Origin of the sequence: Leisingera sp. ANG-M7 (assembly GCF_000813965.1) — a bacterium.
GTDB lineage: Bacteria > Pseudomonadota > Alphaproteobacteria > Rhodobacterales > Rhodobacteraceae > Leisingera.
In genome coordinates this window covers 341,409-360,357 of the sequence record NZ_JWLI01000007.1, presented here as the reverse complement: position 1 = coordinate 360,357, position 18,949 = coordinate 341,409, and the positions used below count along the sequence as shown (strand labels likewise).

Here is an 18,949-nt window from a genome sequence, read left to right as displayed (position 1 = left end):
GTCGCATATCCGAACGGATAGCACCGCAATATCAACGGGCTCTCGACCGCTGAGGCCGAATTCCGTATCACCGGTACAACCCGCAGTGATCGCGTGAGCAGTAGAATGATAAAGCCCCTCAAAAATGGAACGGCAATTCTGGCGGTCTTGTCCTTGAGCGGCTGTGCGCAAATCGATCCGCCGGACAACCTGGAGCCAATTGCCTCTGGTGACGGGTATCAGGCACAATACCGTGAACCGGTGGTGTCCCGCAGCGAAGCCGGTTTTCTGCAGTCTCAGACAATGAATGAGTCCAGGTGCCGCCCCGCTGCCGGCGGAACCGGCGGTAAGGGAGCCGGAACTGCGCAGGCTGCACTTGCGGGAGAACGGTTCACCCGCAATGATCTGGTGAACGTGCGTATCGGCGATGATGAAACTTTCAACGGCGACTATGTGATCTCGCGGGATGGCACGCTGAAGCTTCCCTTCCTTTCACCGATCCGCGCGCAGGGCCGAACGGCCATCCAGATTGAGAATGACATTGCCGCGAAACTGATCGCCGAAGACTTCTACTCTGACCGGCCGCGTCTGTCGGTCCGGGCCGCTGATTTTGCCTCAGTCACGGTGGGTGTTTCAGGAGCTGTTTTTGAGCCTAAAGCCGTGGAAATCGGCGGTGTGCCTGGTGACGAAGTGGATTCCCGCAGGCAGGGCGCGCTGGGGGCCTCGACCGAGGCGCGCAACCTGTCAGCGGCATTGCGTGCGGCAGGCGGGGTGCGCCCGGATGCGGATATCTCGGCAGTCGAGGTGCGGCGCGGCAGCAGCCTCTACCTGCTGGACATGCGTGGAGTGTTCGAAGGCCAGAACGCCGTCGACATCATGCTGCTCACAGGCGACCAGGTGCATGTGCCCAGCCGCGGGTGCTTCCAGGAAGACCTGATGCGGCCCAGCCCCATCAGCCCGCCGGGGGTGACACTTTTCTTGTCGAACCTCACCCAGCCGGCAGCAGGCAACGCGCTTTCTGCTATTGGCCGCGAGGTGCGTGAGTTTCCCTATGGCACGCGGTACCTGCAGGCGGTGGTGGACACCAACTGCGTAGGCGGCGCTCGCGCCACCAGCGCGCACCGCTCTTCCGTCCTTTTTTCCCGAAACCCGGTCACCCAAGTGTCGGTTGTGATCGAACGGAGGATCGAAGACCTGCTGCGCCGCGCTGACCGGGACGATTATGACCCCTTCCTCCTGCCCGGGGATGCCATTGCCTGCTATGACAGCACAATCACTAATCTGGGAGAGGTCGGCCGCCTCATCGGCGCCTTCAACTACTAAGTCAGGTTGAGCACCGGCTTGGTGGCGGTCCAGGCCTTCCTCAAAGGGCTCAGCGCGTATTCCGCCGCCTGAATGTCCTGGCTGAGCGCCGCTTTTTCGAGACGGATCAGAGCACTTCGCAACTCCGGAAGCCCAAAGGTCGCTGCACTGCCGGCAATCCGGTGGGCTTCGACTGCGGTTTCGTTCGCAGCCAAATCCTGCCCGTTCTCAAGACCTTTGAGGAAGGCTTCCATTTCAGCTGCAAAGCGGTTCAAGAGGGGGAGCAAAGCTTCTGCACCAACCGTTTCCTCCAGTTCAATAAGCTGCTGCGACCGCAGTGCAGCTCCTGCCGGTGCTGACGGAGCCGGGGAAGGGTGGTCTGCAATCAATTGCAACAGGCCTTCACGTGTCAAAGGTTTGGTCAGCACATCATTCATGCCATCCTTCAGAAAGGCTTCCTGCTCCTCGGCCATCGCGTTTGCTGTCACGGCAATAATCGGCGTGCGCGCTGACGCGCCGCCGCCGGTCCTGATCGCCCGTGCGGCACTGCGACCGTCCATGACCGGCATGCTGATATCCATTAGGATCAGGTCAAAGCCCGTTTCTTCTGCGATCTCGACCGCTTCCCGGCCATTGTGCGCTTCGGTCACAAAATGCCCCTGTGCTGTCAGCATCTCCCGGGCGACATGGCGATTGATCTCGTTGTCTTCCACCAGCAGGACATTTGCCCGCCTCCTGGCAGGTGCAGCAAACCGGGCCTTCGCCGTCGGCTCAGGTGCCGCAATGGCCTGAACAGGCAAGCTGACATTAAAGACACTGCCTTCACCCGGAGTGCTTTCGACAGTGATGCGGCCACCCAGCGCTTTCACAAACCGCTGGGCAATCCCCAGACCCAGTCCGGTTCCCCCGACTTCCCGGTCATAGGAGCTGTCTCCGGTCGCGAAATCATCGAAGATATGCGGCAGCAGGCCCGGGTCGATGCCTGTACCAGTATCCCGCACCGAAATTTGCAGAATGGTCTTCCCCTCGTCAGCGGCACTGGACTGAGCGGTGATGGATATCCGCCCGTCTTTCGTGAACTTGACTGCATTGCCGACGATGTTCATCAGAATGTGCTGAATGCGGTCCCGATCCGCGTGAACCCAGTTGAGTGGCGCCCCTGCCCAGCCCCACTCCAAAGTGCTGCCGTTGCCCGCCGCTGCACCGCTTAGGCTGTCCACAATGTCTTTCAGCAGTGTGCTGATATTCATGTCCACCATGTGCAGCCGCAGTTTGCCCGCGTCGAATTTGGTAATGTCCAGAACATCCGAAATATGGCTCATCAGCAGTTTGCCGGACGTCTGCATGTTTCTTATGTAGCGGGACTGCTTGGCACTAAGCCGGGTTTCCTCGAGAAGGGTCAGATTACCCAGCAGCCCATTCAACGGGGTTCGGATCTCATGGCTCATGGTGGCCAGAAAATCGGTTTTTGCTTTCTCGCCGGCCATTGCACGGTCGCGGGCCAGAACAAGCTCGGCCTCTGCCTGCACCTGACTGGAAATATCACGCAGGAATGCGATGAAGATTTCCCCATCCTTGGTGTCCGCCGCCTGTATGGCAAGCTCCACGGGAAAAACTTCTCCGTTCGCCCGTTTCGCTTCAAGCTTGAAGCGCCCGCTTCCCACAACACGCTTTTCGCCCGTTGCGCGCAGGCGGGCCATACCGGCCTGATGCGCAGCCCGGTGATGTTCAGGCACAATCAGCTCCCCCAGATCGCAACCCACTGCATCTTTCGCGGAATAGCCGAAAATCTGTTCGGCAGCGGCATTGAAATCCGTAATGCGCCCTGCCGTATCCGCCACGACCACCGCGTCAAGAGACGTGTTTGTCACGATGTTCATCCGCTCACTGGCTTCGGTGACCTGTGTCCTGCGCCGCACGTTCTGAGCGTTCAGCACAGCCAGGTAACAGGCAAGCACGGCGAGCGCTGCCACCAGCGCGGCAATGGCAATCGCCAAATGCATCAGCGTGCCCGAAAAAGCCTCGCGCCGGAAGTCGGACTCCACAGCAAAATAGTTGAGGCCGGAAACGGACAGCCGCCGCACATCCGGGCGGACAGCCCCGGTTTTTTGTTCCAGCGCAGGCAATAGGGCAAGCAAGGCACCTTCATCGCTGTCAATCACAGGGACGGCGCGGTCTAGGAAGGCTGCAACCGCCGCCAGATTGGCCGCGAACTTCGGCACTGCGCGCAAATCGCTGTAGATGGATGCCTGCTGCAGCGTGCGTATTCTGCTGAAAAAGACGTCGAACTTCCGCCGGAGGCTGCGAGTATCCGGGCTGTCGCCCTGCAGCGCCTGCGCCAGTTCAAGTTCGAACTGGAGAAACTCCACCTCGGTCTGAGACAGGTTCCATTGAATGTTGTCGGAACTGGCAGAGTTCAGCCGCGTGATATCGCGGGACACATTCAACGCCAGAAAGGCAATGGCTGCCAGGCCCAAAAGGGCTGGCAGCACAAAGGCAGTGACCTGTAACCACATCTTTCTGCGTTTTGTGCCGGCCATTGCCATCATCCTCAAATGCAGGCAGCCAAGCCAAAGGCGCTGGATTCAGCGCTCGCTACTCAATCACTTCGATGCGGTCGAGCTGCCAAATGCTGCGGGAATAAACCACCTCTGATTGATATTCGGTTTTGCTGTCATAAGGGTAAACAATCCAGAGCGGCCCCTTGTCACGCACCGACATTTCCTCGCCGTTGTGCTTGTAGGCAATGATCGGGCCCCCTTCGACAGCATCCGCCAGCGGGATGTCCACCGAATAGTCGTTGATGGCGGTGGCCCGAAGCGTGGTTCCGGTGATGCCCAGATGGTCAACCAGCTGATCCAGCGGCACGCCTTCAAAATGCTGCACTCCCTGCGTCCAGATTGTGGACGTTTCAAACTCCACGGCACCCAGTCCTTCCAGCATGGCCAGATCGAAATGCGCCGCTTCCCCGGCGTTTTCCGCTTTCGGCGCTCCAGATACCGTCAGCACTACCTCTCCGGCTGGCTGGCCCAGATGTTCCGCTGCCAGCGGCTGCGCGGCGAACACGGAAATTGCAACTATCTTGAGCGCTTTAAAAAGCATTGCGCGGCCTCCTTTGCTGGCTGAGCCAGATATGACACGGCGCGGCGCGGGCGCCAAAAGGTTAGACGGATACCCGCCTATCCTTTCGAATAGGTCCCGCATTCATGCCGCCCGCGGAACCGGGGCAACACGCCCGGCAAGAAAGCCGGACAATTCGTGGGCCAGTTCCGGCCGGTCCAGAGCAAAGGCCGCCGTCGCCTGCACAAATCCTTGTACACTGCCGCAGTCAAACCGTTCGCCGTCAAACCGGAACCCGGTTACGCCGGCTGTGGGAAGGTCCGCGTTGATGGCGTCCGTCAGTTGCAGCTCTCCGCCAGCGCCCGGGCAAATGGTGCATAGAGCCTCAAAAATCGAAGGCTCCAGAATGTACCGGCCAACGACGGCGTGTGTTGACGGCGCCAGCGCAGGATCCGGTTTTTCAACCATCCCCCGGGCGTGTGCGAGTTTTCCGTACTCCCTAGCGACATCCAGGATGCCGTAGGAAGAGGTCTGCTCGCGCGCAACTTTCATGGTTGCCACCATGTGGCCGCGGCTCACGGCATGCTCCTCCACCATCTGGCGCAGCGCCCCGCGCGGCGCGCGAATGACATCATCGGGCAACAGCACAGCAAAGGGTTCGTCCCCAACCAGACGTGCGGCCAATCCCACAGCGTGGCCAAGGCCCAGCGGCTTGCTTTGGCGCACAAAAGACAGGGCGCCTTCCGGCATCCGGGTCCGTGCGATGGCCGCCAAAGCCGCTGTTTTGCCGCGTGCTTCCAATGTGTTCTCCAGCGCGGCGGCAGTGTCGAAGTAGTCCTCCAATGCTCCTTTGCCTGCGGCAGTGACAAAGATGAACTCTTCGATTCCTGCTTCGCGAGCTTCGTCCACCGCGTATTGGATCAGCGGACGGTCCACCAGCGGCAGCATTTCCTTGGGGATGGATTTGGTGGCGGGAAGAAAACGGGTTCCCATGCCGGCTACGGGAAAAACAGCTTTGCGAATATGTGTCATTGTATATCTCCTGAAGTGAGGGATCAGTAAGCGCCGCGGCCGGAAATCACCGCGCCGAAGGTTCTGAGAATGAGCTGGAGGTTCAGCTTGAGCGAGCGCGCCTGAATGTAGCTGAGGTCCATCTCGATCATTTCCTTGAAGCCGACAGAGGCCCGGCCTGACACCTGCCACACCCCAGTGATGCCCGGTTTGACCCTCAGGCGGCCAAGCGCACGGGGCGGGTAATCTGCAACCTCGCACGGCAGTGCCGGGCGGGGGCCGACGATAGACATATCCCCGCGCAGCACGTTGAGCAGTTGCGGCAGCTCATCAATGGAGGTCCGGCGCAGCCAGCGGCCGACGCGGGTGATCCGCGGATCCTGGCGAGACTTGAAGCAAAGCCCGTCCCGGTCTGAGACGTTCAGAATCCCCGCCCGCCGGGATTCGGCATCAGCCGTCATCGAGCGGAACTTATACATGGTAAAGGTTTTGCCGTTCAGCCCGACTCTCGTCTGTTTGAAAATCGCCGCCCCCTTGCTGTCTGCCCTTACTGCCAGCGCTGCCAGCAGCAGCAAGGGTGACAGCAGCAGCAGCGCCGAAAGTGCAACTGTGATATCAAGCGCGCGCTGCTGGACGTCGGCGAGGCGCTTCTGCCGCAGCGCAGCCAGTCCGGCATGTGCCAGGAAGCTGACGTTACCGGTCAGGTAGCGGCGTGCCATCCGGCGCGGCTCCATCGCCAGCCGCCAGACCCACTCCATCCTTGCCGCCCTGACCGGTTCCGGCGCCCGTGCAACCGAGCCCGACAAAAAGTCGAACAGCGCACCCACTCCAAGGGTAAGATCGGCCTTAAGATCATCAGCATGGCGGTGCAGCCAAAGCTCCTGCATTGGCACGCCAAGCGCGACCAGAACGATGTCGGCACCGCTTTCGTTGATGTCAGCAACAACCGCCCTGGTGTCCTGCGCTCCGGTATATCCGTCGCGGGTGCCAGCAATACGTAGGCCGGGAATGTCGTAGACCAGCCGCGCCGCGGCTGCATCCGCAACTCCCGGCCGCCCGCCGAACAGGTAGACCGATTTGCCCATGCTGGCCGCACGCTGCAACAGCTGTGGAACAAAGTCGGTGCCGTTCAAATTGGCCGTCAGCGAATGACCGGTGAACTTGGCCGCCAGTTCAACTCCGATGCCATCAGGCAGAAGGGTATCCGCCCCGGCGACAGCCTCGGCATAGTGCGGGTCTCGGCGGCGGATATTGCAGCAATGCGCGTTCATGAAGAAAACGCGCCGGCGGCCAGGCGACAGCAGCTTGGCAACAGCCTGATCAGTGCTGCTGTCAAACAGATGGAGGTCCAGCGCAGGCAGGTAAGCCGTGTTCAGAATTTCGGCTTTGACCGCAGGCGCAGCACCGAAACTGGAAGAAGAATATGCAAGTGTCATCTGCTAAGTCCTTGAGCTGTCATTGGTTGCTCTCAGGCTGTTGCAGGCGGCCGCTCTTCTCAACGGAGCGGGAGGACAGGTCGCAGGTCCGTTGGAAACCCTGGCTTGCCTTGCGGCGTGCGAACCTATCCGCCCGGATCAGAAACTATCCAAATGCTTTCCAAGCTGCGGCGAATACGCGCGACTTTTGCCGTGCAAGCGCCGCATTCACGCGTTACGTGTAGATGTAGGGATCTAGGAGCATGTTATGAGAGTACTGATAGCCGACGACCACGACCTGCTGCGCGATACGCTTGTTTTGTTCCTGGAAGGCCAAGGTTCCATCAAGACCAGCACCGCGGCGGATCTGGATCAGGCTTGCAAGCTGATCGAGACCGAAGATCCCTTTGATCTCATCCTGCTGGATCTCAACATGCCTGGTATGAACGGTTTGGCTGGACTCAAGCGGGCGATGGCCATGAGAAACGGGCAGCGGGTTGCGCTGATGTCGGGTGCTGCCACCCGCCAGATCGCTGAACAGGCGCTTGAGGCCGGCGCCGCAGGGTTTGTGCCAAAGACCCTGCCGGCAAAATCAATGATCAATGCAGTCAAGTTCATGGCGATGGGGGAGCAGTATGCACCCATTGATTTCATGACAGCCGCAGATCCGGAATTGGACCACCCGCTGGCGGAAAAACTCTCGCCGCGCGAGCTTCAGGTTCTGAAAGGCCTGACCGAAGGCAAGTCCAACAAGGAAATCGCCCGCGATTTGGACATTACCGAACCGACCGTGAAGCTGCACATGAAAACGCTGTACCGAAAGCTGGAAGTTGCTAACCGCACTCAGGCAGCACTGGCCGCGCGCGAGGCCGGGCTGTTCTGACTACCTGCAAGGGGCGCAGTACAGAAACCTACTCCATCGGATAGCCGCGAATACGGATGCGCATCGGGATAACCTTGCGCGCAGGCGCAGCGGGCAGGTGGCCGGGATAGTCTCTGGTTGAAGGAGACTGACATGCTGCAAAAACTTGCCGGAAAATTTGATGCTCCGCGGCGGCTTTGGCACCGGATATCACTCCGCCGCATCATCGTCGGCGGGCGCTTGGGCGACACCAGCCGCATCCGCCGCTACCTGGCATTCTTGCTGCTTGGGCTGGCGCTGATATGGGCGCCGATCAACGGATATTTGCAAACCGCACCGCTTGCCTTCAAATCGCATGCCTCGCTCATCCTGCCGGGGTCAGGTGCCTCAGCCTCGATGAACCTCAATGGCATCGGGCAGGCGTCCTCCTACGCCAATTCGGCTTTTGCCAGCAACTCTGTCAGCCCGACAGAAACATTCAAGCGCCTGATCGGTGCCGACCGTATCCTCGCCGCGGCTGCTGGCACGATGGGGCTGACACGCATTGAGTTCGGCAAACCGCGGATCCGGCTGGTGGATCAGACCAGCCTGATCCATGTGGAGATGACCGGCACCAGTGCCGAAGATGCCCAGCAGCGCGGCGATGCCTTGCTCCAGGCGTTCTTCGAAGAACTGGACGCACTGCGTAAGGATGAGCAGGCCACCCGCGAAGACAGCGGATTGGCCGCGATTGGTGATTACCAGCGTTCTGTAGCGGTCACACGCTCTGACATCGGCAAACTTCAGAAGTCCTCCGGACTGCTGTCTGGCGCGGAGTTCGATGCAATGGTCGAAGACACTCGCCAACTGGAAGGCCGGGTTGAGGACATTGCCGGTATTCTTGAGGAAAAGACACAAAGCGTTGCCGCGCTTGAGCAAACCTTGGGCATCCAGGCCTCCGCCGCGGCCGCAACCCTGAAACTTTTTGCCGATGCAGACTTCCTCGCTCTTGAGGAAGAAAGCGCCATCCATGCTGCAAAACTGGCCGAAGCCCGTGCGTCTTACGGCGAAGGGCACCCCAAGGTGCAAGCCGCCCGTGCCGCTCAGGCAGCGGCGGAACTCAGTGCAAGCCAACAGGCAGCGGCAGTGACAGGTATCCAAATTGACGAGCTGAAGAGGCTTGATTTGGCCCCGGACGGAGCGCGGGCAGAGCTGCTGGCTCAGCTTGTGCGGATGGACGCAGAACGCATGGGCACAGCCCGGCAGTACCAGACTCTGTCACAGCGGCTAGTGTCGGAGCGGACCCGGCTGCAGCAGCTATCTGCCAGTGCGGCTCGGCTGAAGGATCTGCAGCGCGACTTTTCCGTCGCCGAAGCAGTTTTCGCTTCTGCAATCGCCCGCGCCCAATCGACGAAATCTGATGTTTATGCTTCCTACCCGCTGGTTCAGGTGCTTGAAAACCCGTCCCTTCCGGAACGTCCCTCGTCGCCCGACCGAAAAATCGCCTTGGCCGCGGGGGCCGCGGCCACCTTCATGCTGCTGATCGCGCTGATGCTGGGTTGGATCAGATCCGCGGTCATCGGCCGACTTTTGGCCGCCCCCAAGGCAGCCGAAGCATGACCCCGCAAAACCCGGCAGAGCGGATCATCTACCGCTCCATGGTTCTGACTTGGCCCTTCTACGCCGTTGGTGCGCTGTACGTCGTGGGTCCGGTTCTGGCTTGGGTTCTCGGCGCGCTAGCGGTACTGGCTCTCTACCTTGGCCCGGCGTTCCGGCCGGATCTGCGTGCAACCGGTCCGGTTCCGGTGCTGATCTGGGCCTGGATCATCGGCATGGCGATTATGCTGGTGGCCCTGTGGATCGGTCACCTCGACTGGGGGCTCGGTCTCAAGAAGACAATCAAGTCCTCGATCGGCTGGGCCAAGGGCTGGGCGCTGCTGGCGCTGTTCCCGCTGGTCGGCGCGGTGCTGCCGATCCGCCGCGAAGTTCTGATCCGCGGTCAGTGCGTGATCGGGGCGTGGACCCTGGCGCTGGCACCAGTCCTGCTGGCAGCGCCCTACCTTGGCCTTCCCGAACGTATCTTCACCTCACCGCTGAAGGCAGTTGGCGGGCCGGGGCCGGAGTATTTCAGCCTTTACCTGTTCACCTATGATCCGGCCAGCTGGACACCGCGCTGGCAATTCTATGCCCCCTGGTCGCCCTTCGCGGCCCTGCTGGGGGTCATCATGGTGCTGTTTGCGCTGGAAGAGAAAAACCGAAAGTGGATGCTGGCAGGCGCGGCTGCCGGGGTCCTGATGATTTTGGCGTCAAAGTCCCGAATGGGGCTGGTGGGGCTGGTGGCCTGTACAGTTGCGCCGCGCATGATGCCCCTGATCCTGCGCGGCTGGGCCTGGCATATAACGGCAGGGCTAACGGCCTCACTGGCGGTGACCGGCAGTACATTGGCGGCGCTGGCTGGCGATGCAGTGGCCGCATTCAAGGGTGCCAGGGCCGACAGCACCCGGGTCCGTGAAACACTGCAGCGGATCGCCAGCGAGCGCTGGCAGACCGAAGCCTTCTGGTTTGGTCACGGCACGGTACAGCCTGGCTCCCATGCCGTTGAATACATGCCCATCGGCAGCCATCACACCTGGTACGGACTGCTGTTCGTCAAAGGTGCTGCCGGTTTTGCCGCACTGCTTATTCCGCTGGTTTGGCACATCGGCTTTGTCATGGCGGATGCAGCAAAACACATGCGGGGCCGCCTGCCGCTGGGAATACTGATGACAATGGTGCTGCTCTCTTTCGGGGAGAACATTGAAATCGAAGCCTATATGCTTTGGCCAGGCCTGATCCTGCTGGGCGTGCATCTTCGCGAAGCCGGGGCGGCTTAGGCCAGCAGCGGTTTCCTGCCGGAAAATTCGCCCGGCCCGCTGATGTCGTCGCAACTTCAGCATCGATCGCGTGACTGTGGCGAAAGACCGGTTTGCCCCGCATTGTGTGAGCACGAGCTTCCGGGAAAATTGCGGCTGAGGCGAACGGCTGGTTCGACGGGTTGCACTGCAGCATCAGGGACCCATATCGAGTGGCTGGTCCGGGGCGGCTATGTCGTTCGTGAGTGCTAGCAGTGAGCCCAGCCTGTCTGTGGGAGTATCACCAACAGTCGGTAAAGGAGCAAACCCTGAACAGAGCAAACTAATAAACGCGAGCCCATAGGGGAGCACGTTAATGTCACTCGCGAGCTCTTCGGCTTCTGTGGCCGGGGCGCCCTGGTCCAGCTCAAGGTCTTCAGCCTCCGCTGCTTCCTTTTCTGCGATGTCCAGACCAGTGCCGCTCGTTTGCCAATTTTTCAAGTCCGGGAGCGGCGGGTTACTCCGCAGCCATCGCGCGGGGGGGCTCGGAGCGCTCGTTGAAGCGTACCCATTTCAGGCCGGGGCGGTAGCGCCAAGCCATTTTTCCTTCGCCGTCCATTGCGATCAGGTGCAGCCAGCCGTTGTCAAACAGTTCGCGTACTCCGGGGTGGCGTTTCAGGATTTCCGACATCGCCTCGCGCGGCGCTTCGATGACTACGGTCAGGCGCAGCGGGTCGTGCTGCAGACCGGTGCCGTCGTGGACGGATTGCCACGGCAGCCCCGGACGCGGCGCGCCGGTGTTGCCCTCAAGAACGCCGATCCCGCCGACCACGTTGTGAAGCAGTTTGTTGCCGCCGCCGAACACGGACGGCGCCACGGTTGAGCCGTAGTATTGGAGGCTGATCCAACTGGCGACCACCACGGGCGCTGTCATGATCAGCTCAAGCACACCGAACCTTTCGTCCCGCTGCCAGTCGTAGTTGTGCAGGAAGGCCTGTCCGGACAGGTCCGCGCTGCCGGTCCGGTGGCGCGGCGCCGCGACAAAGGCACGGCAGCCCGCCAGTCCCCATTCGGGGCGTGTCTCAGCCCAATCACGGGCCCGGCGGGCAATTGCAGCGGCGTGGTCCGCGCGCGGCAGGTGCGTTGCGCGCTCGGCACGTGCCAGGCTGCCGGCTGCGGCGACCCATGTCTTCAGCTGTTTCAGGTCTTGCCGCGGCATCCCATCCGGCAGGTCCTGTTCAAACAGGATCAGATCGTCAGTTGTTGTATGATGAAGCGCCGGCACGAAGACGGTATCGGAGGGGATGCTGATCCCCTTGTCCCGCAGGCCGGCCTGTACGCTCGGGTCGTTCAAAAGGCTGGCCAGCAGGCGGGCATTCACATCTCCGGCGTAACCGCCGCAGGCACCGCAATGCAGCGCGCTTTCATGCGGATTGTTGGTCACCCGGGCGCCGTGGCCTGCCAGCAGCACGATCCGTGCGAAATTCTCCGTCAGCGACATGGCTGTCAGCACCGACCGGGCCATGCCCACGCGGCTCTCCAGATCGATTTCCGGGTCCATCACGGGGGCGGGATCTGCGGCCGGCTGGCCATTCAGCCCCAGTGCATCCCGGAGCAGTTTGCCCACATAGATCGGGCCAGCGGCCTCCACAAAGGCAAAGGAGGAGACAGCGGCAAGCTTGAACCGGCCCCAGGCGCGTTTGGCCCGTGCCGAGTAACGGCGGTTGAGGTCGGCTTGCCCTGTTTCGCCTGCCTGGGAGGCCATGCCGGGCTGGAGCAGCACCGGGTTGCGCCTTTCGGTCACATCCGAGCCTGCGGCCTTATGGGCGCTGGCCAGGCCGAAGAAGCCGGCAAAACCGATGGTCTGGATGCTGCTGCTTTGCGCCTCCAGCGCGCGGCGGAAGACTTCGGAGCGCACGTCGATGCAGAAGGCAGCTTGCACCTCCGGGCGCCCTTCGGTTTGCAGCGGTTTGCCTTGCAGCAGCTTGGCTTCCAGGGCGCGTTGTCCGGCCCGTTCTGCGGCCTCCTGCAGAACAGCGTCGATGACCAGGTCCGCAGACGGGGTGACCGGGGCCTGATGGGCCGCAACAGCCTCTGCCCAGCGAGCCTGGATTTGGTCTTTGTAAAGCTCGAACAGGGCTTCATCAAAGACCATCCGGATGGCCAGAAGCTCTGTCACCGTGCTGTCCTGCTTGCCCTCCAGTTCCGCTTGCCACAGGAGGTAGCGGCTGTACTGTGCCCAGCCGCCCAGCGTCATCAGCCAGCGGTGGAATGCAGTTGTGGCGGCGCTAGAGTTCACGCCAAGGGTTTCCGACGCCCGGCCGATGGCCCGCCAATGCGACCTGTTGGTGTCCGCAGCAAAGGCGCAGAAACCCGTCAGGCCGTGGATCTCCGGTGTCAGGTCACGCGCGGCAAAGTCCCGCCAGGCACTGAAAGCACCGCCGGTGCCGTCCTGCTGCCACAGGGCCTGCCCCTGATCGAAATGACTGGCGGCCCATACGCTGACGCGGTCTTCGACCAGTCCGGGCCAGTCGATGCCTGAAACCTCTGCGGCTAGTTCGGCCACAGTGGGAAGGGCTTTGGGTTCAGCGGTCTCACTGGCCAGGGCGGCCTTGATGTTTTGCAGGTTTGGCGCATTGAAGCGGCCTTCGACCGCAGCCAGAGCGTCCTGCAGGTCGGCTTCAGTGATGCTGCCTGCCTCCAGCTTCTGCCGCCAATACGTGCGCGGCGGTGTAATCCGTGCACCTCCCGCGCGCTCAAGACGCGCAGCAGTGACGGCCAGGGGTTCGCCCGTCTGGCCAAGGAACGGGTTCACCGCAACATTGGCAGAGAGCGGGAAGAGCGGCGGGATCGCCTTGGCAGCAGTGTTGGCTTTGGCAACAAGTTCCAGCAGGGCGGCGGGGTAGGACTCGAGTTTCGCAAACATGAGCGGGTTTCCTTTCAGGCAGCAGCGCGCTTGGACCATCCGTCCAGCAGCTTGTCGAAGATCGCATTGGCGTAGAGACCGTTGGTCAGGTGGACGCGCAGTCCGGCGGCCGCTGGGTGAGATGCCCAGAGCGGGAAGGTTGCCTGCGCCACGGCCACCAGGCCAAAGCTTACGAGGGCAAGGAGGATGAGCGCCCATTCCAGTGGCCCGGGGTTTGGGACCGGCGGCAGGCTGCCGGCGGTCAGATGCTGGGTGATGACCTGCAGGGCAAAGTAGCTGACCGAAGCTGCCAGGGCATAGGCTGCGGTCCGCTGCATCAGTGCCCGTGGCGCCGCATCGGCAAAGCCCTGTGCCAGCAGGTAGGCGACACCGAAGATCAGGATCACACCCAAGGCTATGGCCTGGACCGACTTGCCGTCAAATCCCAGAACCGCACCCGCGCCGCAGTAGATCACGATGGCGATGGCAAAGGCCTGCAGCACGTTGCGCGCGCTTGCGACCGCAACCGGGCCGGGGCGGCGGATCGCGGCGACATTGCGCACCGCTTCGCCTGAGCTGAGGAAGGCATGCGCCTTGTAGAGCGAGTGCGCCACGATGTGCAGCAGGGCAAGCGGGAACAGCGCCAGGCCGCATTGCATGATCATGAAGGCCATCTGCGCGATAGTAGACCAGGCCAGCGACGTTTTAACTGCGGGCTGGGTCAGCATCACCAGGCCGCCGAACAGCGCGGTGAACCCGCCGAGCATGACCAGCAGCGCCATCACGCCCGGTGCCAGCAGCATCACGTCGGCAAAGCGGATCAGCAGGAACCCGCCCGCGTTGATCACACCTGCGTGCAGCAGGGCGGAAACCGGTGTGGGCGCCTCCATCACCTCGGTCAGCCAGCCGTGCAGCGGGAACTGCGCCGAAGCCAGAACCGCCGCCGCGGCGATCAACAGGGCGGCCGCGGCCATCAGCCAGCCTGCCCCGGCCGTGGACAGGATCGTTTCGATATCCGTCGTCCCGGTTGCGGCGATCAGCAAAACAACGGCACCGGCTAGGGCGCCCTCGCTCAGACGTGCAACCACGGCCTTCTTACGGGCAGCCCGCCGGGCTGTCGCGCGTTCGGGATAAAACAGCAGCAGCTGGTTCAGCGCCAGGCTGGTCACTGTCCAGGCCGCAATGAGCTGAATGAGGTTGCCGGACATCACCAGCAGCAGAACAGAGGCCAACGCAGTGCTGACCCAGCCCGTGAAGGCGCCCTGCCGGTCTTCGCCGTCCAGGTAGGTCCTGGAAAAGCGCAGGACGATCCAGCCGATGAAGCTTACTAGAACCAGCATCACCGCACTTACCGCGTCCAGCCGGACCGAAAGCCCGGCCCCTAAAAGCCCGATCAATGCCGAGGTGCCGGAGCCATTCAAAATCAGCAGCGCGGCAGCCGCCGCCGCGATGGCAAAGGCGGCAAAGGCAGCGGCCTCGGCCAACTCCGGCACCCGCCCGGGGCGTTTGCCGGGATGGCGGAACGCATAGAAGGCTGCAGCCAGCAGGACCAGCGGGCTGAGGAGGGGCAGAAGAAGATAGGTCATGATCGGAACCCTTCAGTTTTCTTAGTCAGAGACATTTGGAAATGCATAAGGCAGAGCTTCACTTGATAAAAATTCATTGTTTTAGAGATATTGTTCTAATAAATAGAACGAATGCCATTGAACTATCATCATCTCCGGTACTTCTGGGCGGTTGCGCATGACGGCAATCTGACCCGTACCGCGCAACGGCTGAACCTGTCGCAGTCGGCGCTGTCAGTTCAGATCAAGCAATTGGAAGAGCGCTTGGGGCACGACCTGTTCGAGCGCCGCGGGCGGCAGCTTCATCTGACTGAGGCCGGACGTATCGCGCTGGGCCACGCGGATGCGATATTTTCAACCGGACAGGAGCTTGTCGCCACTCTGTCGGGGACGGTTCAAAGCCGGAAGGCCTTGCGTGTGGGAGCGCTCGCGACTCTGTCCCGTAACTTTCAGATCGGGTTTCTGAGGCCGATCCTGTCCCGCAGCGATGTTGAGGTTGTCCTGCGCTCAGGCAGTCCGGCGGAATTGCTCGAAGGCCTGGGAACGCTCAACGTTGACCTGGTGCTGATGAACCAGCCGCCGCCGGACGACAGCCTGACACCCTATGAGGCACACAAGATCGGCGAGCAGGACGTCAGCATTGTCGGCAGCCCCACGCGGCTGGACCCGGACCGCCCGCTGCGTGAGCTTCTCCTTGAGCAGCCCTTCATCCTGCCCACCGCCGGCAGCAGCGTGCGCACGGCTTTTGATGCCTTAGCCAGCAGGTTGTCGGTCCGCCCGCAGATCGCCGCAGAGGTGGATGACATGGCAATGATGCGGCTTTTGGCACGGGAAGATATCGGGCTGGCCCTTGTCGCGCCCATTGTCGTGACGGATGAGTTGAACTCCGGCCGACTCAGAGAGGCCAGCGAGCACCCCCGGATTCAGGAAACATTCTATGCGGTCACGCTCCGCCGCCGGTTCCCGAACCCTTTGGTCCAGGATCTGCTCGAGCGGCATGCCGCTTCGGCGTTCCTGTCCTGACGACTGCACTGAAACGCGTCCCCGGGGCCGGATGCAGGGCAGGCCATGGCTGATCCGGTACTTGCACCAAGGGTTGCCAGGCCGTCACACCCGTTGCGAGGGAGGATGCAGGACCTCGTGCGTTGCCTTGATGGCCGGGCAGCAGAGATGGTCCGGGCTGAGCTGGCAAATGCTCGGCCGTGTACAGGCAACGATCACGGGGCGGAAAGGAAATTTTGACTATCGCAACTTAAGGTGTCGTTCGTGTGAGTTTATGCTCCTTATGAGGGTTGTTGAATGTCTGAAGCTGATGCCATCTGGATCCTGCTCTCTGCGCTGCTGGTGCTTGTTCTGCAATCCGGGTTCCTATGCCTGGAATCTGGTACTGTACGGGCCAAGAATGCTGCCAATGTGGCCCTCAAGAACCTGTCGGATGTTTGTGTCGTCAGTACAGCCTTCTGGCTGACCGGTTTCGGTCTGATGTTCGGCCCCAGCTTTGGCGGGCTGTTCGGTGCCGGCGGTTTTTGGCCCCGGCTCGACAATTCCGCAGGCCATTCGGCCGCCGTTTTCCTGTTTCAGATGGCCTTTGCCTCCACTGCAGCCACAATTGTGTCCGGCGCTGTGGCAGAGCGCGAAAGGTTCCTCGGTTACATGGTCATGTCGGTTATGCTGGGGGCTTTCATTTACCCGGTTGCGGGCCATTGGGTCTGGAACGAGGCGGGCTGGCTGCGGCAGGCCGGCTTCATCGATTTTGCCGGCGCGACGGTAGTGCACAGCGTCGGCGGCTGGACCGCGCTGGTGGTTGTGGTCTTCTTGGGGCCGCGGCTGGGCCGCTACGGCCCGAAAAAACGGTTCTTCGAGGAGAACTCCATTTCCCTTGTGACCCTGGGCGGGCTGCTGCTGTGGGTCGGCTGGGGCGCCTTCAACGGCGGATCTGCCCTTGCTTTCAGCGCGGATGTCGGGCCAGTGATTGCCCGCACCATGCTGTCGGCCGCCGGGGCGGGCGTCGCCAGTATTGCCATCGGCCTCGGGCTGTTCCGCTGTGTCCGGGCGGAGATTCTGGTCAACGGCTTTTTGGGCGGGCTGGTTGCGGGCACGGCGGGGATTCATCTGGTGACGGGGCCGATGGCCTTTCTGGTCGGGATTGCGGGATCGGTAACTGTGATCGTCGCCCGGGACATTCTCGATGCATTGAAGATCGATGACGTGGTGGGCGCGGTTCCGGTGCATCTGGCCGCGGGGCTCATGGGGACATTGGCAGTTGCGTTCACGGTCCCGCTGGACCTGTTGCCGGCGGGCAGCAGGCTGGGCCAGCTGGGGGTTCAGGCGATGGGAGTTGCTGCCGTTGCTGCCTGGGTTACTTGCTGCACCGTGCCGCTGGCAATTTTCCTCAAGGCGGCGGGGCTGCTGCGGGCGCGCCCCAGGGACGAAGTGCGGGGGCTGAATCTTGCGGAAAACAACCAGCGAAATGCATTGCTGGAACTGCTTGAGGAAATGAAGCGGCACCAGCGGTCCGGATCTTTCAGCAGCCGCGTGCGTGTCGAACGGTCATCAGAGCTGGGCGCGCTGGCGTTCCGCTACAACCGGGTTCTCGACCGGGTGGAGGATGAGATCAGTTTGCGGATGGACTCGATCCGCAAGGAGCGGATGAGCCGGGAACTGGCGGAGGAAGCGTTTGAAGCCATGCGCGAAGCTCAAGAGGAGAGCGCCTGGTCAGCCCGGCACGACAAGCTCACCGGACTTGGCAACCGCAAGCACCTTGAAGAAATCGCGGCGGCGCCTGCAGCGGAGCAGCAAGCCGGGACGCTGGTCATCGCGCTGGATCTGGACCGGTTCAAGGAAATTAATGATACCTACGGCCACGAGGCCGGAGATCTGGTTCTCGAACATGCTGCCAAGCGGATTTCATCCCATATCAAGAACGGACGGGATTTTGCCTTCCGCATTGGCGGCGATGAGTTCGCCGTGCTGATGGAGTTTTCCGGCAGTGAGGCAGAGGCCTATGAATTCTGTTCCGACCTGTTGTTCGCGCTGCTTCAGCCGGTCACTTACAAGGATGCCGGCCTTCAAGTTGGCGCCTCCATCGGGTTTGCGCTTTGCGCGCCGGAGGAACCCCTGCAATCAGCGCTGCGCCGCGCCGATCTGGCGCTTTATGCCTCCAAGGCGGACGGGCGGTCCTGTGTTAACGCCTATTCCGACTCCATCGGTTCCGCTCATGACGAGAAGATGGACCTGATCCGTGATTTCAAGCAGGCGTTCGAGAGAAACGAGATTGAGGTCACCTTCCAGCCCCAGATTGACGGTGAAACAGGGGTGCTGGCGGGATGTGAGGCGCTGGCCCGCTGGCACCATCCCCGCCGCGGTATTGTCGGTCCGGATGTCTTTGTGCCGATCGCCAAGGAGGTGAACATGCTAGCGGATCTGGATCGTCGGGTTCTGGATATTGCCCTGTCGGCCTATTGGGAATTTGCGCGCCAGGGGACTACCCTGCCCAGCATCTCGGTGAATGTCTCAGCTGAGCGGCTGGGCCATCCGGGTCTGATCGAAGAGCTGCGGCAGCGGACCGACATCCCGCCCAGCGGACTGGCGTTTGAGCTTCTGGAGACTGTCTTTCTGGATCACGTGAACGATGACTACTCCAAGCAGATCGACGCGATCAAGGCAATGGGCATCGGTATCGAGATTGATGACTTCGGCACCGGCCACGCCAGTATCGCAGGTGTGCTGGCGCTCAAGCCGGACAGGCTCAAGATCGACCGCATGTTCACCACCGGAATCGACAAGAAGCCGGCGCGCCGCGACCTGATGCGGGGGCTGATCGAAATGGCTGCCAGCGCTGGTGCAGCGGCGGTTGTGGAAGGAGTTGAAACCGCCGGTGAGGCGGAAGTCCTGTCCGGGCTTGGTGCTGCCATCCTGCAGGGCTATGCCTTCGGGCGCCCGATGAGCAGCACAAAGTTCCTGGCCTGGGCCCGCGAGTGGCAGGCTGAAAACAGGCCGCTTCAAGCCGGGTAGGCAAGGGGGCTGGCAGGCTTCGCAGT

At 61.7% G+C, this 18,949-nt stretch carries 12 protein-coding genes; 6 read left to right on the top strand and 6 right to left on the bottom strand.

All coding sequences use genetic code 11. The annotated features are described in order from the left end of the window. The first annotated feature begins 105 nt into the window (after positions 1 to 105). Positions 106 to 1,302, top strand: a complete 1,197-nt coding sequence (locus tag RA26_RS11780) for a polysaccharide biosynthesis/export family protein (protein ID WP_039183887.1) — start codon at positions 106 to 108, stop codon at positions 1,300 to 1,302. Here RA26_RS11780 and RA26_RS11775 read toward each other — a convergent pair. The 4 genes from RA26_RS11775 to RA26_RS11760 all read right to left on the bottom strand — a co-directional run bounded on the left by RA26_RS11775 (position 1,299) and on the right by RA26_RS11760 (position 6,788). After that, complete coding sequence (locus RA26_RS11775) at positions 1,299 to 3,365, bottom strand: PAS domain-containing hybrid sensor histidine kinase/response regulator (protein ID WP_241482635.1); 2,067 nt, start codon at positions 3,363 to 3,365, stop codon at positions 1,299 to 1,301. The genes RA26_RS11780 and RA26_RS11775 overlap by 4 nt on opposite strands. Positions 3,366 to 3,876: 511 nt before the next feature. Then, positions 3,877 to 4,383 (bottom strand): molybdopterin-dependent oxidoreductase, encoded by a 507-nt coding sequence (locus RA26_RS11770; RefSeq protein WP_039183885.1) that lies wholly within the window; start codon positions 4,381 to 4,383, stop codon positions 3,877 to 3,879. Positions 4,384 to 4,485: 102 nt separating this feature from the next. Further along, positions 4,486 to 5,373, bottom strand: a complete 888-nt coding sequence (locus RA26_RS11765; protein ID WP_039183884.1) for a UTP--glucose-1-phosphate uridylyltransferase — start codon at positions 5,371 to 5,373, stop codon at positions 4,486 to 4,488. A 23-nt stretch (positions 5,374 to 5,396) separates the two neighbouring features. Further along, on the bottom strand, positions 5,397 to 6,788 hold the full coding sequence (locus tag RA26_RS11760) for a WecB/TagA/CpsF family glycosyltransferase (RefSeq protein ID WP_039183883.1): 1,392 nt from the start codon (positions 6,786 to 6,788) through the stop codon (positions 5,397 to 5,399). A gap of 247 nt (positions 6,789 to 7,035) precedes the next feature. Between RA26_RS11760 and RA26_RS11755 the strand changes: the two genes are divergently transcribed. From RA26_RS11755 to RA26_RS11745, 3 genes are all read left to right on the top strand, one after another. Beyond that, positions 7,036 to 7,650 (top strand): response regulator transcription factor, encoded by a 615-nt coding sequence (locus RA26_RS11755; protein ID WP_039183882.1) that lies wholly within the window; start codon positions 7,036 to 7,038, stop codon positions 7,648 to 7,650. A gap of 132 nt (positions 7,651 to 7,782) precedes the next feature. Further along, positions 7,783 to 9,228 carry a hypothetical protein gene (locus RA26_RS11750; protein ID WP_039183881.1) on the top strand — a complete coding sequence of 482 codons (1,446 nt, stop codon included), beginning with the start codon at positions 7,783 to 7,785 and terminating at the stop codon, positions 9,226 to 9,228. Next, positions 9,225 to 10,481: a capsular biosynthesis protein gene (locus RA26_RS11745; protein ID WP_039183880.1), complete on the top strand. Its 1,257-nt coding sequence runs from the start codon at positions 9,225 to 9,227 to the stop codon at positions 10,479 to 10,481. The genes RA26_RS11750 and RA26_RS11745 overlap by 4 nt, the downstream gene beginning before the upstream one ends. A gap of 475 nt (positions 10,482 to 10,956) precedes the next feature. Here RA26_RS11745 and RA26_RS11735 read toward each other — a convergent pair whose 3' ends face one another. Together RA26_RS11735 and RA26_RS11730 are read right to left on the bottom strand one after the other, a co-directional pair. Next, positions 10,957 to 13,365 (bottom strand): YbcC family protein, encoded by a 2,409-nt coding sequence (locus RA26_RS11735; protein ID WP_039183878.1) that lies wholly within the window; start codon positions 13,363 to 13,365, stop codon positions 10,957 to 10,959. A 14-nt stretch (positions 13,366 to 13,379) separates the two neighbouring features. Then, positions 13,380 to 14,930: a proton-conducting transporter transmembrane domain-containing protein gene (locus RA26_RS11730; protein ID WP_039183877.1), complete on the bottom strand. Its 1,551-nt coding sequence runs from the start codon at positions 14,928 to 14,930 to the stop codon at positions 13,380 to 13,382. Between the two features lie 111 nt (positions 14,931 to 15,041). Between RA26_RS11730 and RA26_RS11725 the strand changes: the two genes are divergently transcribed. Together RA26_RS11725 and RA26_RS11720 are read left to right on the top strand one after the other, a co-directional pair. Continuing rightward, positions 15,042 to 15,932 (top strand): LysR family transcriptional regulator, encoded by an 891-nt coding sequence (locus RA26_RS11725; RefSeq protein WP_039183874.1) that lies wholly within the window; start codon positions 15,042 to 15,044, stop codon positions 15,930 to 15,932. A 276-nt stretch (positions 15,933 to 16,208) separates the two neighbouring features. After that, positions 16,209 to 18,923 carry an EAL domain-containing protein gene (locus RA26_RS11720; RefSeq protein ID WP_039183871.1) on the top strand — a complete coding sequence of 905 codons (2,715 nt, stop codon included), beginning with the start codon at positions 16,209 to 16,211 and terminating at the stop codon, positions 18,921 to 18,923. Positions 18,924 to 18,949 lie beyond the last annotated feature (26 nt).

Bases quoted from the DNA above. Each gene is read 5' to 3' on its own strand.
- RA26_RS11780 (WP_039183887.1), top strand. From the start codon at position 106: ATGATAAAGCCCCTCAAAAATGGAACGGCAATTCTGGCGGTCTTGTCC.
- RA26_RS11770 (WP_039183885.1), bottom strand. From the start codon at position 4,383: ATGCTTTTTAAAGCGCTCAAGATAGTTGCAATTTCCGTGTTCGCCGCG.
- RA26_RS11765 (WP_039183884.1), bottom strand. From the start codon at position 5,373: ATGACACATATTCGCAAAGCTGTTTTTCCCGTAGCCGGCATGGGAACC.
- RA26_RS11760 (WP_039183883.1), bottom strand. From the start codon at position 6,788: ATGACACTTGCATATTCTTCTTCCAGTTTCGGTGCTGCGCCTGCGGTC.
- RA26_RS11755 (WP_039183882.1), top strand. From the start codon at position 7,036: ATGAGAGTACTGATAGCCGACGACCACGACCTGCTGCGCGATACGCTT.
- RA26_RS11750 (WP_039183881.1), top strand. From the start codon at position 7,783: ATGCTGCAAAAACTTGCCGGAAAATTTGATGCTCCGCGGCGGCTTTGG.
- RA26_RS11745 (WP_039183880.1), top strand. From the start codon at position 9,225: ATGACCCCGCAAAACCCGGCAGAGCGGATCATCTACCGCTCCATGGTT.
- RA26_RS11735 (WP_039183878.1), bottom strand. From the start codon at position 13,365: ATGTTTGCGAAACTCGAGTCCTACCCCGCCGCCCTGCTGGAACTTGTT.
- RA26_RS11730 (WP_039183877.1), bottom strand. From the start codon at position 14,930: ATGACCTATCTTCTTCTGCCCCTCCTCAGCCCGCTGGTCCTGCTGGCT.
- RA26_RS11725 (WP_039183874.1), top strand. From the start codon at position 15,042: ATGCCATTGAACTATCATCATCTCCGGTACTTCTGGGCGGTTGCGCAT.
- RA26_RS11720 (WP_039183871.1), top strand. From the start codon at position 16,209: ATGTCTGAAGCTGATGCCATCTGGATCCTGCTCTCTGCGCTGCTGGTG.